The following is a 15,699-nucleotide window of genomic DNA, read 5'->3' as shown; positions in this document are numbered from 1 at the left end:
CTCAGCTCCTCAGCAGGGCGTTGAACGGCTCGATCTCCACCGTTTCGCCTACCGCCACCGAACCGCGTTCGCGCTCCAGCACGATGAAACAGTTGCCCTGGCTGTAGGAGCTGAAGACGTGCGAGCCCTGGTGGCCGGTGGTGCTGACCTCCAGTTCGCCCGCGGCGTTGCTGCTGAACACGCCGCGCTGGAAATCGAGGCGGCCCGGCGATTTCTTCAACGGGGTCAGCGCCCGTGCGCGCAGGCGCGGCGGCAGGCGCCAGTCGCTGTGGCCGGCCAGCTTCGCCAGCAGCGGTTGCACCAGTTGGTAGAAGGTCAGGGCGGCGGAAACCGGGTTGCCCGGCAGGCCGCAGAACCAGGCGTGGCCCAGTTTGCCGAAGGCGAAGGGTTTGCCGGGTTTGATCGCCAGCTTCCAGAAGCTGACCTGGCCCAGTTCGTCGAGCATTTGTTTGGTGTAGTCGGCCTCGCCGACCGAGACGCCGCCGCTGCTGATGACCACGTCGGCCTGGCTGGCTGCCTGTGTGAAGGCGGCGCGCAGCGCATCGCGATCGTCGCGGATAATGCCGAGATCGAGCACCTCGCAGCCCATCTGCTCCAGCATCAGGCGCACCGCGAAGCGGTTGGTGTCGTAGATTTGGCCCGCCTGCAGCGGCTGGCCGACCGGCTGCAGTTCGTCGCCGGTGGAGAACACCACCACCTTCAGCTTACGCATCACCTGCACCTCGGTGACGCCAAGCGAAGCCAGCAGCGGCAGCTGCGCGGCGCCCAGCTTCACGCCGGCCGGCAACACGCTCGCGCCCCGGCGAATGTCTTCACCCGCCAGACGGATATTCTGTCCGGCTTCAACCGGCGCGGTAAAATACACGCCCTGGTCGCTCACCTCGGCCTGCTCCTGCATCACTACCGCGTCCGCTCCGGCCGGGATCGGCGCGCCGGTCATGATGCGCACGCAGCTGTTGGCCGGCCATTGGCCGTCGAACGGCGCGCCGGCGAAGGCCTTACCGGCGACCGGCAGCGGCGCATTGGCCGCCAGATCGGCGAGGCGCAGCGCATAGCCGTCCATCGCCGAGTTGGCGAACGGCGGCACGTCGAGCGGTGAGACCACCGGCGCGGCGGTGATGCGGCCGGCGGCGGCGGTCAGGGCGATGGATTCGGTCTGCTGCAGCGGGGCGATCTGCCCGAGCATTTTTTCCAGCGCTTGCTCCAGGGAAATGAGATCGGAAGTATGGCAATGATCCATAAAGGGAACTCCGTAATCAGGGTGCGCTAAAATAGCGACAAAGTGCGGGTATTATGGCAGAGAACGCCGGGGGGGAGAACGGGTTATGCCCGCCATCTTTCGCACTGCGGCGCTGGGACGATCGGGTATAAACTGCGTAAAACAGAGGAGAATCATGATGCATAAACAGGTTATCGACTTCTGGTTCGACGAGATCGAACCGATCATGTGGTTCAAAAAGGACGACGATTTCGATCGTCTGCTGCACAGCCGTTTCGGCGAAATCTGGCGCGCGGCGGCGGCGGGGGAGTTGGCGCACTGGCGCGACACCATCGAGGGGCGGCTGGCGGAGGTGATCGTGCTCGATCAGTTCAGCCGCAACCTGTTCCGCGGCACACCGCAGTCGTTCGCCTGCGACGGCATGGCGTTGATCCTGGCGCAGGAGGCGATCCGCAGCGGCGAGTGCGAACGGCTGAGCCGCGAGCAGCGCGGTTTCCTTTATCTGCCGTTCATGCATTCGGAATCGCCGCTAATCCACCAGCAGGCGCTGGTGCTGTACACCGAGCTCAATAACGGCGACCAGCTGGAGTTCGAGCTTCGGCACAAGGCGATCATCGATCGTTTCGGCCGCTACCCGCATCGCAATGCGATATTGGGGCGCACCAGCACGCCGGAAGAAGAGGCTTTTTTACAGCAGCCCGGATCGGGTTTTTAATCTCGGATCATCTGCGCCCGGCCGGGGAAAAAACAGCAGGCCGGGCGCCGCAATAAGCGTTATTCAGCGCGAACGTTTATTTCCTTACGCCATGCCGCTATTTCCGCACGCGGAATTACCAATAATCTCGGCCGTACGATCGGCGGTTTACGGCTTTTTATAACCTGCTGTTTTTATTCCAATAAGCTATTTCAAGGTGCGAAACGGTCTAAGCGGACTACGCTAAAAGCGGGACGTGGACGTTATGCTGTACTTCCACTGTAGGACTAAATAGAGTCGAAAAAGACTGAATAATAATGATACCGCGCTCAGCTTATTCGCTGCGCAACGGCGGGATTAACACAGGGTGTCAGGCAAATGAGCAAACCAGTGATTGCCATTCATGGCGGCGCGGGCGCAATTACCCGGGCGGCGCTGAGTGCGGAAAAAGAACGGCAGTATATCCAGGCGTTGTCCGAGATCGTGACCGCCGGGCAGGCGATACTGGCGCAGGGCGGCAGCGCGCTGGACGCGGTGACCGAAGCGGTGCGGCTACTCGAAGAGTGCCCGCTGTTCAACGCCGGCAAAGGCTCGGTGTTTACCCATCAGGGCACTCACGAGCTTGATGCCTGCGTGATGGACGGCCGCACCTGCGATGCCGGCGCTGTCGCCGGCGTCAGCCGTATCCGCAACCCGGTGCTGGCGGCGCGCGCGGTGCTGGAAAACAGCGAACACGTGCTGTTTGCCGCCGAAGGCGCCGAGAAGTTTGCCGCCGCCCACGGCCTGGAAATGGTCGCTCCCGATTTCTTTTTTACCCAGGAACGTTTCGATCAGCTGCACCGCGCCCAGGCGGAGCAGGGACGGGTATTGCTCGATCACGACGGCGCGGCGCAGGCCGGCGATCCGCTCGATCCCGATCGCAAATTCGGCACCGTCGGGGCGGTGGCGCTGGATGCGCTGGGCAACCTCGCCGCCGCCACTTCGACCGGCGGCATGACCAACAAGCAGGCCGGGCGGGTAGGCGACACGCCGATTATCGGCGCCGGCTGCTATGCCAACAACGCCACCGTGGCGGTTTCCAGCACCGGCACCGGCGAAATCTTCATGCGCGGCGTGGCGGCCTATGATGTTTCCGCCCTGATCGAATACGGCGATCTGAGCCTGCAGGCGGCCAGCGATCGGGTGGTGATGGAGAAGCTGCCGGCCCTCGGTGGCAGCGGCGGCATGATCGCCGTCGATCGCCACGGCAATATCGCGCTGCCGTTCAACTGCGAGGGGATGTATCGCGGTTTTGGCTATGTCGGCGATGCGCCGTCCGTCGGGATTTACCGCTAAGCGTTCACCGGGAGGGTGCATGACCGACGTTTTACTTCGACCCGCCGCCAGCGGCGGGCCGTCATTGCCGCCGCAGCGGGTGCTGACGGTGCGCGATCTGAGCATCAGCTTTCCTCAACCGGACGGCGCCGTGGAAGCGGTGCGCAACCTGTCGTTCGATCTCGATCGCGGCGAGACGCTGGCGATCGTCGGTGAGTCCGGCTCCGGCAAATCGGTCACTTCGCTGGGGCTGATGCGGCTGGTGGAGCAGGGCGGCGGGCGCATCGTCGGCGGCGTCATGACGCTGCGCCGGCGCGACGGCGCGCTGCTCGATCTGGCGCAGGCCTCGCAGAGCACGCTGCGCACGGTGCGCGGCGCCGACATGGCGATGATCTTCCAGGAGCCGATGACCTCGCTCAACCCGGTATTTCCGGTCGGCGAGCAGATCGCCGAATCGCTGCGCCTGCATCAGGGCATGGATCGCCGCAGCGCGCGCCAGGAGGCGCTGCGCATGCTCGATCTGGTGCGTATTCCGGAGGCCAAAGAGGTGCTGGGGCGCTACCCGCACCAGCTTTCCGGCGGCATGCGCCAGCGGGTGATGATCGCCATGGCGCTCTCCTGCAAACCGGCGCTGCTGATTGCCGATGAACCCACCACCGCCCTCGACGTCACCATTCAGGCGCAGATCCTGCAGCTGATCCGCGTGCTGCAACAGGAGATGCAGATGGGGGTGATCTTCATCACTCACGACATGGGCGTGGTGGCGGAGATCGCCGATCGGGTGCTGGTGATGCGCCGCGGCGAGCAGGTGGAACAAAATCGGGTGCGCGAGCTGTTTGCCGCGCCGCAGCAGGCCTATACCCGGGCGCTGTTGGCGGCGGTGCCGAAGCTGGGGGCGATGGCCGATCGGCCGTTGCCGGCGAAGTTTCCGTTGCCGGGCGGCGAGGGGGATACGGCGCCGCAGGATACCGTGCCGCCCGGTGCCGCGCCGATCCTGCAGGTGGAGCATCTGGTTACGCGCTTTGATCTGCGCGGCGGGTTGTTCAATCGGGTCACTCGCCGGGTGCACGCGGTGGAAAACGTCAGTTTCGATCTTTACCCCGGCGAGACGCTGGGGCTGGTGGGCGAGTCCGGCTGCGGCAAGTCCACCACCGGGCGCTCTTTGCTGAAGCTGGTGGACAGCCAGAGCGGCACCATCACCTTCGCCGGGCGGCGGATAGATCAGTTGAAGGGGCCGGCCCTGCAGCACCTGCGGCGCGATATTCAGTTCATTTTTCAGGATCCCTACGCTTCGCTTGATCCGCGTCTGACGGTCGGTTTTTCCATCATGGAGCCGCTGCTGGTGCACAACGTGATGCGCGGCCGCGAGGCGGAGCAACGGGTGGCCTGGCTGCTGGAACGCGTCGGCCTGCTGCCGGAGCATGCGCGCCGCTACCCGCACGAATTTTCCGGCGGCCAGCGCCAGCGCATCTGCATCGCGCGCGCGCTGGCGCTGAACCCGAAAGTGGTGATCGCCGACGAGGCGGTGTCGGCGCTGGACGTGTCGATTCAGGCGCAGATCGTCAATCTGCTGCTCGACCTGCAGCGCGAGTTCGGCATCGCTTTTCTGTTTATTTCACACGACATGGCGGTGGTGGAGCGCATCAGCCACCGGGTGGCGGTGATGTACCTCGGGCAGATCGTCGAGATCGGCCCACGGCAGGCGGTGTTCGACAACCCGCAGCACCCTTACACCCGCAAACTGATGGCGGCGGTGCCGGTGGCCGATCCCGCCCATGCCCACAAACGGCAGCCGCTGCCGGCCGATGAGATCCCGAGCCCGGTGCGCGCGCTGGGCGATGAACCCGTTACCGCACCGCTGGTGCAGGTTGGCGCCGGGCACTTTGTCGCCCGCCACCCGATCGCCGGTGCTTTTTAAAGACCTCAGGAGAGACAAGCGACATGAAGCACACATTCAAACGCAATGCGCTGTTGGCCGCCGTACTGCTGGCGGCGGGAACCGGCCCGGTCTGGGCGGCGAAGGACGCGGTGATCGCCGTGGCCTCCAACTTCACCACCCTCGATCCTTACGACGCCAACGATACGCTGTCGCAGGCGGTGGCCAAGTCTTTCTATCAGGGGCTGTTCGGCTTCGACAAGGACATGAAGCTGGTGAACGTGCTGGCGGACAGCTATGAGGTCAGCAAAGACGGCCTGACCTACACCGTCAAACTGCGCCAGGGAATTAAATTCCACGACGGTACCGCGTTCAACGCCGAGGCGGTGAAGGTAAACCTCGATCGCGCCAGCAACCCGGACAGCCACCTCAAGCGCTACAACCTGTTCAAGATGATCGACAAAACCGAAGCGGTGGACGCCAATACGGTGAAGATCGTGCTGAAAGCGCCGTTCTCGGCGTTCGTCAACAACCTGGCGCACCCGGCGGCGGCGATCATCTCGCCGGCGGCGCTGAAGCAATACGGCAAGGAGATCGGTTTCCACCCGGTCGGCACCGGGCCGTATCAATTCGTCACCTGGAACCAGACCGATTTCGTCAAGGTGAAGAAGTTCGACGGCTACTGGCAGCCGGGGCTGCCGAAGCTCGACAGCATCACCTGGCGCCCGGTGGTGGATAACAACACCCGCGCGGCGATGCTGCAAACCGGCGAGGCGACCTTCGCCTTCCCGATCCCTTACGAGCAGGCCAAGGTGCTGGAAGGCAACGCCAAGCTGGACGTGGTGGCCGCGCCGTCGATCCTGCAGCGTTACATCAGCATGAACGTCACTCAGAAGCCGTTCGACAACCCGAAGGTGCGCCAGGCGCTGAACTATGCCATCAACAAGGACGCGCTGATCAAAGTGGCGTTCGCCGGGTACGCGGTGCCGGCGGAAGGGCCGGTGCCGCCGGCCATTGACTTCGCTGCCCGCTATAAGCCGTGGCCGTACGATCCGGCCAAGGCGCGCGAGCTGCTGAAAGAGGCCGGCTACCCGAACGGCTTCACCACCACCCTGTGGTCTTCCCACAACCACAGCACCGCGCAGAAGGTGCTGCAGTTCACCCAGCAGCAGCTGGCGCAGGTGGGGGTGAAAGTGACGGTGACGGCGATGGATGCCGGGCAGCGTGCGGCGCAGGTGGAGAGCGTCGGGGTGAAAGACACCGGCGTGCGGCTGTTCTACACCGGCTGGTCGGCCTCGACCGGGGAAGCGGACTGGGCGCTGTCGCCGCTGTTCTCCACCCAGGCGGCGCCGCCGAAGCAGTTCAACACCGCGTTCTACAGCAACCCGCAGGTGGACAAGGATCTGACCGACGCGCTGGCGACCACCGATCGCGCCGAGAAGCAGAAACTGTATCAGGACGTGCAGGATCGCATCTGGGCCGATGCGCCCTGGATCTTCCTGGCGACCGAACGTCTGTTGTCGGCCAACAGCAAACAGCTGAGCGGTTTCTACGTGATGCCGGATACCTCGTTCAACTTTGATAACGCCGATCTGAAATAAGGCGCCCATCCCCGCCTGCGGCCAAGCGTCGGCGGGCGGGGGAAGGAATGAGATGCTCAATTATTTTCTGAAACGACTGCTGGGCCTGATCCCGACGCTGCTGATCGTGGCGGTGCTGGTGTTCCTGTTCGTCCACCTGCTGCCGGGCGATCCGGCGCGGCTGGCGGCGGGGCCGGAGGCCGACGAGGCGGTGGTGCAGCTGGTGCGCAAGGATTTGGGGCTGGATCAGCCGCTGCCGCAGCAGTTCGCACACTTCTTCGTCAACGCGCTGCGGGGCGACTTTGGCATCTCGATGGTGTCCAAGCGCCCGGTGAGCGAAGAGATCGCCTCGCGCTTTATGCCGACCTTTTGGCTGACCGTCACCAGCATGCTGTGGGCGGTGGCGTTCGGCCTAGCGATCGGCGTGGTGTCGGCGGTGTGGCGCAACCGCTGGCCGGATCGCCTCGGCATGACGCTGGCGGTGTCGGGGATCTCGTTCCCGGCCTTTGCGCTCGGTATGCTGCTGATGCAGGTGTTCTCGGTCGAACTGGGGTGGCTACCAACGGTGGGCGCCGACAGCTGGCGACACTACATTCTGCCTTCGATCACCCTGGGGGCGGCGGTGGCAGCGGTGATGGCGCGTTTCACCCGCGCTTCGTTCGTCGAGGTGCTGCAGGAAGACTACATGCGCACCGCGCGCGCCAAGGGCGTGCGGGAAAGCGTGGTGGTGATGAAACACGGCCTGCGCAACGCGATGATCCCGGTGGTGACCATGATGGGGCTGCAGTTCGGCTTCCTGCTCGGCGGTTCGATCGTGGTGGAGAAGGTGTTCAACTGGCCGGGGTTGGGGCGGTTGCTGGTGGACTCGGTGGAGATGCGCGATTACCCGGTGATCCAGGCCGAGGTGCTGCTGTTCTCGCTGGAATTCATCCTGATCAACCTGCTGGTGGATATGCTGTACGCGGCGATCAACCCGGCGATTCGTTATCAATGAGGACGCGGCATGATTAAGCATTGGCGGCGCAACGCCGCACTGAAGGCGATGCCGCTTATCGATCCCAACGCGGTACGCACGCCGTGGAGCGAGTTTTGGCGGCGTTTTCGCCGCCAGCGGGCGGCGCTGGTCGCCGGTCTGTTGGTGCTGCTGCTGATTGCGGCGGCGCTGCTGGCGCCTTATCTGGCACCGTTCGATGCGGAAAACTATTTCGATTACGATCGGCTGAACGAGGGGCCTTCGCTGATGCACTGGCTGGGCGTGGATTCTCTCGGGCGCGATATCTTCAGCCGCATCCTGATGGGCACGCGCATTTCGCTGGCGGCCGGGGTGTTCTCGGTGCTGGCGGGCGGGGCGATCGGCACCCTGCTGGGGCTGCTGGCCGGCTACTATGAGGGCTGGTGGGATCGCCTCACCATGCGCGTCTGCGATGTGCTGTTCGCGTTTCCCGGTATTCTGCTGGCGATCGGCGTGGTGGCGATCATGGGCAGCGGCATGGCCAACGTGATCGTCGCGGTGGCGATCTTCAGCATTCCGGCCTTCGCCCGCCTGGTGCGCGGCAATACGCTGGTGCTGAAGCACCTGACCTATATCGAATCGGCGCGCAGCATCGGCGCCTCGGACTGGACCATCATCCTGCGGCACATTCTGCCGGGCACTCTGTCTTCGATCGTGGTCTATTTTACCCTGCGCATCGGCACCTCGATCATCACCGCCGCCAGCCTGTCGTTTCTGGGCCTGGGCGCCCAGCCGCCGACACCGGAGTGGGGGGCGATGCTCAACGAAGCGCGCGCCGATATGGTGATCGCGCCGCACGTGGCGATCTTCCCCAGCCTGGCGATATTCATCACCGTGCTGGCGTTCAACCTGTTGGGCGACGGACTGCGCGACGCGCTGGATCCTAAGCTGAAGGGGTGATGCTTTAACGTATGGCGCATATTTGAACGGGCTCAAATGACGTCTCAATGCTACTATCGTTCAATAAACCGTGTTGTTTGCACGAAAATGAGTGAGAGAGGTGCCGATGCCAGTAAAACAACGAACGACGCAAAGTGTGACCATGACGCTGGAACGCAGTTTGTTGAGCCGTGCGCGTGAGGCGGGGATTAATCTCAGCGCGACGCTAACTGCTGCTTTAGATGCTGAGTTACGTCAGCATGAGAGGATAAAATGGCAGGAAGAAAACCGAGAGGCGCTTGAAGCGCTTAACCGATTTAATGATGAGCATGGTTGCTTTAGCGACGAATACAGGACGTTTTAGCGATGCAATTTACGGTGTATGCGAATAGGGGGAACAGCGCGGTTTATCCCCTGCTGCTTGATGTGACGAGCGATATCATTGGGCAATTAAATCGTCGAGTTGTGATCCCTTTGTTGCCCGTTGAAAAATACCCGGGGAGTACGCGACCGGAACGCTTGATCCCGTTGATCAGATTGATTGATGACAACGAGTACGCCGTGATGACATATGAAATGGCCAGCATCCCGGTTCGGGCTTTGGGGGCCGAGTTTTGTGATGTTTCCCAGTATCGGACCAGGATAAAAGCCGCCATCGACTTTCTTCTTGACGGTATTTGAAGAAATCCGGGCGCTTTAATAACCGCCCGGATTTTTTTATCAGCGGAACAGGTGCTCGGCGTGGAAGCGCAGGTGATCTTCCACGAAGGTGGCGATGGTGAAGTAGCTGTGATCGTACCCCGGCTGAATGCGCAGCGTCAGCGGCCAGTCGCGCTGGCGCGCCAGCTCCGCCAACCGCGCCGGCTGCAGCTGGTCGGCCAGGAACTGGTCGTCGTCGCCCTGGTCGATAAGGACCGGCATTTTTTCCGCGCCGCTGGCCAGCAGATGGCAACTGTCGTACTGCAGCCACTGGCTTTCGTCGCTGCCCAGATAGGCGGTGAACGCCTTACGGCCCCACGGCACCTGGCACGGGTTAACGATCGGCGCGAACGCCGATACCGAGCGGAAGCGCTGCGGATTGCGAAACGCCATCATCAGCGCGCCGTGGCCGCCCATCGAGTGGCCGAAGATCGACTGACGATCGCTGACGCTGAAGTGCTGTTCGATCAGCGCCGGCAGTTCGGCGCTGATGTAGTCGTACATGCGGAAATGGCGATCCCACGGCGCCTGGGTGGCGTTCAGGTAGAACCCGGCGCCCTGGCCCAGATCGTAGCCTTCGTCGTTCGGCACTTCGTCGCCACGCGGGCTGGTGTCCGGCATCACCAGCACCAGGCCCAGCTCGGCGGCGATGCGCTGCGCGCCGGCTTTCAACGTGAAGTTCTCGTCGTTGCAGGTCAGCCCCGACAGCCAGTACAGCACCGGCGGCGGGTTGTCATCGCGCGGCGGCGGCAGGTAGATGCTGAATGTCATGTTGCAATTCAGGCTCTGCGCCGCGTGGCGATAGCGCTGCTGCCAGCCGCCGAACATGCGGTGCTCTTCGAGAAGTTCCAATGACAACGTCATCTCTGCCTCCTGGCTTATTGGTCGAAGTGGATGACGGAACGGATCGATTTGCCTTCGTGCATCAAATCGAACGCTTCGTTGATCTGCTCCAGCCCCATGGTATGGGTGATAAAGTCGTTCAGCGCGAATTCACCGTCCAGATAGCGTTCGACGATGCCCGGCAACTGCGAACGGCCCTTGACGCCGCCGAACGCCGAACCGCGCCAGACGCGGCCGGTGACCAGCTGGAACGGACGGGTCGAGATCTCTTCGCCAGCGCCCGCGACGCCGATGATCACCGATTCACCCCAGCCCTTGTGGCAGCACTCCAGCGCGGAACGCATCACGTTGACGTTGCCGATGCACTCGAAGGAGAAATCGACGCCGCCGTCGGTCAGCTCGACGATCACGTCCTGAATCGGCTTGTCATAGTCTTTCGGGTTGATCAGATCGGTAGCGCCCAGCTTGCGTGCCAGATCGAACTTGCTGGTGTTGATGTCGATGCCGATGATGCGGCCCGCGCCGGCCATCTGCGCGCCGATGATCGCCGACAGGCCGATGCCGCCCAGGCCGAAGATTGCCACGGTGTCGCCCGGCTGCACTTTGGCGGTGTTCATCACCGCGCCCATGCCGGTGGTCACGCCGCAGCCCAGCAGGCACACTTCTTCCAGCGGCGCTTCCTTGTTGATTTTCGCCAGTGAGATTTCCGGCACCACGGTGTACTCGGAGAAGGTGGAGGTGCCCATGTAGTGGAAGATCGGCTTGCCATCCTTGAAGAAGCGGGTGGTGCCGTCCGGCATCAGCCCTTTGCCCTGGGTGGAGCGGATCGCCTGGCACAGGTTGGTCTTGCCGGATTTACAGAATTTGCACTCGCCGCACTCCGGGGTGTAGAGCGGGATCACGTGATCGCCGACCGCCACGCTGGTGACGCCTTCACCGACCGCTTCCACCACGCCGCCGCCCTCGTGGCCGAGGATCGCCGGGAACACGCCTTCCGGATCTTTGCCGGACAGGGTGTAGGCGTCAGTGTGACAAACGCCGGTGGCGACGATCCGCACCAGCACTTCGCCTTTTTGCGGTGGCATCAGCTCGACTTCTTCGATCTTCAGCGGCTGGTTCGGGCCCCAGGCAACGGCGGCGCGGGTTTTGATCATCTCCATCATAGTCTCCTCAGTGGTTTTCTTTTTAAATCAGGCGATATCGACAACGTCTGATAAATCGTTGGGGGTGCTTTCATCAACAGCGGCGGTTTCCGTCTGTTCAATAATCAACTCTTTCAGCGCGCGCACGTTCGGCCCGAACGCGTCGCGGCGCCACAGCAACCAGGTGGCGGTGTCGGCCACGTCCGGCGGCAGGGGGTGAACCCGGACCCGCTCATGGCCCGGCAGCAGGCTCAGCACCGAATGCGGGATCATCGCCAGCCCGGCGCCGCTGGCGACGCAGGCCAGCATGGCGTGATAGGACTGGATCTCCATAATTTGCCCTGGCCGCGCGCCTTCGCGCTTGAACCAGGCCTCCAGCCGCAGGCGGTAGGAGCAGCTGGCGCGAAAGGCGAACAGCGTTTCGCCGTTGGCGTCTTTGGCGCTGTGGATCGGCGCGTGATCGAGACAGGAGATCACCACCATATGTTCAGGATAGGCGATACAGCCGTTCAACTCGTCATAGGGTACCGGGCCGTCGACCAGCGCCGCGGCCAGCGTGCCGGCGCGCACCCGATCGGCGATTTCGCCGGAGGTGCCGGTGGTCAGCGACAGCGAAACCTGCGAGAAGCGCTGGTGGTAAGCCGCCAGCAGCGAGGGCAGGCGGGTAGCGGCGGTGCTCTCCATCGAGCCGAGGGCGAAGTTGCCCGCCGGTTCGCCGGCGTGGGTGATGCTCATCGCCTCGTCGCTCAGCGCCAGGATGCGGTTGGCGTAGCACAGAAAGTTATGGCCCATCGGCGACAGGCGCAGGCGCTGTTTTTCGCGGATAAACAGATCGGCGCCCAGCTCCTGTTCGAGCTGGCGCAGCCGGGTGGTCAGATTCGACGGCACGCGGTGCAACTGCTCGGCGGCGCGGGCGACCGAGCCGGTTTCCGCCACGCAGCAGAACATGCGAAGCTGGGTCAGATCCATAATATTCTCGTTTCGTGATGAACTTGATTAGTATTATTCAGTTTTTGTGAGTTTAATACTGCGGCATGATACTGGCAACTTTCTTTTAACCTTTTGGATGCCGATATGGCTTTACGTATTGCCTTGAGCGGTTTTGCCGCGCTGATCGTTGCGATGGGCATCGGCCGCTTCGCTTTCACCCCCCAGGTGCCGCTGATGATCGCGGAACACCAGTTCACACTGACCGGCGCCGGGCTGGTGGCGGCGATCAATTATTTGGGCTACCTGTGCGGCGCCTACGACGCGATGCGCGCCACGCGCCACGTCGAGCGGCGCCTGTGGCTTGGCGTGTGGGGCGCGGTGGCGCTGACGCTGCTGTCGGCGCTGGCGCAGGATGAATGGACGCACGGTGCGCTGCGCTTCGTCATCGGCTGGGCCAGCGGCTGGGCGATGGTGCTGGTGGCGGCCTGGACCAACGAGCGGTTGGCGCACTACGGCCGGCCGGCGCTGAGCGCGGCGGTGTTCGCCGGGCCGGGCGCCGGTATCTTCCTCAGCGGCATGCTGGCGGTGGGCATCAACACGCTGGGGCTGACGGCGGCGCAGGCCTGGCTGGTGTATGGCGTGCCGGCGCTGGCGTTGGTGGGGGCGATTAGCGCCTTTCTGCCGCGCAGCGGCGAGCTGCATCGCCCGGACGTGGCCCCGGAACCGCTACTGCTGACGCCGGCGCTCAAACGCCTGGTGTGGAGCTACAGCCTGGCCGGGTTCGGCTACATCCTGCCGGCGACGTTCTTGTCGCAGATGGCGGCGGCACGTTTTCCCGGCAGCCTGTTCGCGCAGTTTGTCTGGCCGGTGTTCGGTGGCGCGGCGGTGTTGGGGATCGTTATCGGCATTTTGACTCGCCATCGGCTCACTACCCAGACCCGGTTGGCGATCACGCTGTGGATACAGGCGCTGGGCGTGCTGAGCGCCGAAGTGGTGCCGGGCGTGGCCGGCCTGGCGCTCGGGGCGTTGCTGACCGGCGGCGGTTTCCTCTGTGTGGTGCAGCTCGCCCTTCAACACGGCCGAGAACTGGCACCGCGCCATGCGCGCTACATGGCCGGGTTGCTGACCACCGGTTATGCGATCGGCCAACTGGTCGGGCCGATGCTGTCGGCGCTGTCGACCGCCTTGACCCATCGACTGGAGCCGGCGCTGTACGTGGCGGTGGCGGCGCTGTTGGTGGCCGGTGCGCTGGTGGTGAATACCCCGGCGCGGCGGTTGGCGCAAAAAACGGCGATGCGGTGATTGAAATCCATACAAAAAGCGTGGAATCCCGCAGCCGGCCTGATTGTGCTAAATGCGAATATTTCACCTGCGGATGAAGCACTATCACTGGATAATCGCCGCGCTCTCATCTACAGTGGGGGCAAAATCTTGACCGGGTTCACGTTATCCACCACGAAAACTCTGCCGTCACGAGAGCAAGCAATTCGCCGGCCGCACGCCCTACCAGGCCGCCGGCGGGTTCCGTCCGCAGGAGAACAAATACATGACATCATTAAGTAAAGAAGCCGCGCTGGTGCATGCGGCGCTGGAAGAGCGTGGTCTGGAGACGCCGCTGCGCGGGGAAGTGCTGGATCGCGAAACGCGCAAGCGCCGCATCAAAGAGCACATGACCGAAATCATGCAGCTGCTGAACCTCGATCTGTCCGATGACAGCCTGGCGGAGACGCCACATCGCATCGCCAAAATGTATGTCGACGAGATCTTCTCCGGGCTGGACTACGCCAACTTCCCGAAAATCACCGTTATCGAGAACAAGATGAAGGTGGATGAGATGGTGACGGTGCGCGATATCACGCTGACCAGCACCTGCGAACACCACTTCGTGACCATCGACGGCAAGGCCACCGTGGCCTATATCCCGAAAGACTCGGTGATCGGCCTGTCGAAGATTAACCGCATCGTGCAGTTCTTCTCCCAGCGTCCGCAGGTGCAAGAGCGCCTGACCCAGCAGATCCTGGTGGCGCTGCAGACCCTGCTCGGCACCAATAACGTGGCGGTATCGATCGATGCGGTCCATTATTGTGTCAAGGCGCGCGGCATCCGCGACGCGACCAGCGCCACCACCACCACTTCGTTGGGGGGGCTGTTCAAGTCCAGCCAGAATACCCGCCAGGAGTTCCTGCGCGCGGTGCGTCATCACCAGGGGTGATGGCGTTGCGGGGCGACCCGCACGACGACAACAGGCGCCTGCGGGCGCCTTTTTCATGAGCGGAAGACAGCGATAAAAAATGAACAGTCATCCTCTGCCGCGCATCGCCACGCTGGACTGCGTGCGCGGCATCGCCATCCTCGGCATTTTATTGCTGAACATCAGCGCCTTCGGCTTGCCGAAGGCCGCCTACCTCAACCCGGCCTATTTGGGCATGCCGTCATCGCGCGACGCCTGGACCTGGGCGCTGCTCGATCTGTTCGCCCAGGCCAAGTTCCTGGCGATGTTCGCGCTGCTGTTCGGCGCCGGGCTGCAAATGCTGCTGCGGCGCGGCAAAAGCTGGATCCGCGCGCGGCTGTCGTGGCTGCTGCTGTTCGGCCTTGCGCACGCCATCTTCCTGTGGGACGGCGACATTCTGCTGGCCTACGGGCTGATCGGCCTGGTGTGCTGGCGCATGATCCGCGAAGCCAAAGAAACCTTCCAACTGCTGAAAACCGGCGTGGTGCTGTATTTGATCGGCGTGGCGGTGCTGCTTTTGCTCGGCTTCGTCTCGCACGGTGAACCGGGCAGCTTCTGGCAGCCGGGCGCGGCGGAGCTGCAGTACGAGAAGTTCTGGAAGCTGCAGGGCGGTTTCGAAGCCTGGCGCAGCCGCGCCGATCTGCTCTCTTCCAGCCTGCTGGCCATCGGCGCGCAGTATGGCTGGGAGCTGGCGGGGCTGATGCTGTTCGGCGCCGGGCTGATGCGCAGTGGCTGGCTGCGCGGCAGTTATTCCTCCGGTTATTATTTGCGGCAGGCGGCGTGGCTGCTGCCGCTTTCGGTGCTGATCCAACTGCCGGCGGTGGCGCTGCAATGGCAGGTGCATTGGGACTATCGCTGGAGCGGTTTCCTGCTGCAGGTGCCGCGCGAGCTGGGCGCCCCGCTGCAGGCGATGGGCTATCTGGCGCTGTGTTACGGTTTCTGGCCCGCGCTGTCGCGCATGCGCATCGCCCACTGGCTGACCCTGGTGGGGCGCATGGCGTTGAGCAACTACCTGCTGCAAACGCTGATCTGCACCACGCTGTTTTATCGCTTTGGCCTCTATGAGCAGTTCGACCGGCTGCAGCTGTTGGCGTTCGTGCCGCTGGTCTGGCTGGCCAACCTGGCGTTTTCCGCACTGTGGCTGCGTTACTTCGAACAGGGGCCGATGGAGTGGCTGTGGCGCAAGCTGACGCAGCTGGCCGCCGGCGAAGCGGAACCCAAAACGCTGAAGTGAGCGCCCGCCGGCAGGTTAAAAAAATGTATGTAAACGTTTTCTTTCCT

15 protein-coding genes are annotated in these 15,699 nt (G+C 63.3%); 11 read left to right on the top strand and 4 right to left on the bottom strand.

The window, feature by feature from the left end; all coding sequences use genetic code 11:
* Position 1 precedes the first annotated feature (1 nt).
* Entirely contained in the window at positions 2-1,240 is a 1,239-nt protein-coding gene (gene moeA / locus ACJ8HN_RS10230) for a molybdopterin molybdotransferase MoeA (protein WP_442523372.1), read from the bottom strand.
* Positions 1,241-1,397: 157 nt separating this feature from the next.
* On the opposite strand from moeA, the gene ACJ8HN_RS10225 reads away from it, so the two are divergent.
* The 8 genes from ACJ8HN_RS10225 to ACJ8HN_RS10190 all read left to right on the top strand — a co-directional run bounded on the left by ACJ8HN_RS10225 (position 1,398) and on the right by ACJ8HN_RS10190 (position 9,255).
* Entirely contained in the window at positions 1,398-1,934 is a 537-nt protein-coding gene (locus tag ACJ8HN_RS10225; protein ID WP_033646798.1) for a DUF924 family protein, read from the top strand.
* 357 nt (positions 1,935-2,291) lie between these two features.
* Entirely contained in the window at positions 2,292-3,248 is a 957-nt protein-coding gene (locus tag ACJ8HN_RS10220) for an isoaspartyl peptidase/L-asparaginase family protein (protein WP_033646796.1), read from the top strand.
* A gap of 19 nt (positions 3,249-3,267) precedes the next feature.
* A complete protein-coding gene (locus tag ACJ8HN_RS10215; RefSeq protein ID WP_442523370.1) occupies positions 3,268-5,145 on the top strand; it encodes a dipeptide ABC transporter ATP-binding protein in 1,878 nt (625 codons plus the stop codon).
* Positions 5,146-5,168: 23 nt separating this feature from the next.
* Positions 5,169-6,704 (top strand): glutathione ABC transporter substrate-binding protein GsiB, encoded by a 1,536-nt coding sequence (gene gsiB / locus ACJ8HN_RS10210; RefSeq protein WP_442523369.1) that lies wholly within the window; start codon positions 5,169-5,171, stop codon positions 6,702-6,704.
* Between the two features lie 52 nt (positions 6,705-6,756).
* The gene (gene gsiC / locus ACJ8HN_RS10205) at positions 6,757-7,677 is read left to right on the top strand and encodes a glutathione ABC transporter permease GsiC (protein ID WP_033637716.1); all 921 of its coding nucleotides are present in this window, start codon (positions 6,757-6,759) and stop codon (positions 7,675-7,677) included.
* A 9-nt stretch (positions 7,678-7,686) separates the two neighbouring features.
* Positions 7,687-8,595: a glutathione ABC transporter permease GsiD gene (gsiD, locus tag ACJ8HN_RS10200; protein WP_049233469.1), complete on the top strand. Its 909-nt coding sequence runs from the start codon at positions 7,687-7,689 to the stop codon at positions 8,593-8,595.
* Between the two features lie 106 nt (positions 8,596-8,701).
* Positions 8,702-8,938, top strand: a complete 237-nt coding sequence (locus ACJ8HN_RS10195) for a type II toxin-antitoxin system CcdA family antitoxin (RefSeq protein WP_029988820.1) — start codon at positions 8,702-8,704, stop codon at positions 8,936-8,938.
* 2 nt (positions 8,939-8,940) lie between these two features.
* Positions 8,941-9,255 carry a CcdB family protein gene (locus ACJ8HN_RS10190; protein ID WP_019454426.1) on the top strand — a complete coding sequence of 105 codons (315 nt, stop codon included), beginning with the start codon at positions 8,941-8,943 and terminating at the stop codon, positions 9,253-9,255.
* Between the two features lie 39 nt (positions 9,256-9,294).
* On the opposite strand, the gene fghA is transcribed toward ACJ8HN_RS10190, so the two are convergent.
* The 3 genes from fghA to ptrR are packed head-to-tail and all read right to left on the bottom strand — an operon-like array spanning position 9,295 to position 12,227.
* Entirely contained in the window at positions 9,295-10,137 is an 843-nt protein-coding gene (fghA, locus tag ACJ8HN_RS10185) for an S-formylglutathione hydrolase (RefSeq protein ID WP_015377214.1), read from the bottom strand.
* Between the two features lie 14 nt (positions 10,138-10,151).
* The gene (locus tag ACJ8HN_RS10180) at positions 10,152-11,276 is read right to left on the bottom strand and encodes an S-(hydroxymethyl)glutathione dehydrogenase/class III alcohol dehydrogenase (protein ID WP_060436884.1); all 1,125 of its coding nucleotides are present in this window, start codon (positions 11,274-11,276) and stop codon (positions 10,152-10,154) included.
* A gap of 30 nt (positions 11,277-11,306) precedes the next feature.
* On the bottom strand, positions 11,307-12,227 hold the full coding sequence (gene ptrR, locus ACJ8HN_RS10175) for a putrescine utilization regulator PtrR (protein WP_033654969.1): 921 nt from the start codon (positions 12,225-12,227) through the stop codon (positions 11,307-11,309).
* Between the two features lie 105 nt (positions 12,228-12,332).
* On the opposite strand from ptrR, the gene ACJ8HN_RS10170 reads away from it, so the two are divergent.
* From ACJ8HN_RS10170 to yeiB, 3 genes are all read left to right on the top strand, one after another.
* Entirely contained in the window at positions 12,333-13,490 is a 1,158-nt protein-coding gene (locus ACJ8HN_RS10170; RefSeq protein ID WP_033654978.1) for a YbfB/YjiJ family MFS transporter, read from the top strand.
* 244 nt (positions 13,491-13,734) lie between these two features.
* Positions 13,735-14,400 (top strand): GTP cyclohydrolase I FolE, encoded by a 666-nt coding sequence (gene folE, locus ACJ8HN_RS10165; protein WP_004938969.1) that lies wholly within the window; start codon positions 13,735-13,737, stop codon positions 14,398-14,400.
* Between the two features lie 79 nt (positions 14,401-14,479).
* Positions 14,480-15,652 carry a DUF418 domain-containing protein YeiB gene (gene yeiB, locus ACJ8HN_RS10160; protein WP_074026871.1) on the top strand — a complete coding sequence of 391 codons (1,173 nt, stop codon included), beginning with the start codon at positions 14,480-14,482 and terminating at the stop codon, positions 15,650-15,652.
* The last annotated feature ends 47 nt before the right edge of the window (positions 15,653-15,699 follow it).

It is taken from the genome of Serratia sp. CY29653 (assembly GCF_052169255.1).
GTDB lineage: Bacteria > Pseudomonadota > Gammaproteobacteria > Enterobacterales > Enterobacteriaceae > Serratia > Serratia sarumanii.
This window is presented reverse-complemented; position numbering and strand designations above follow the sequence as displayed.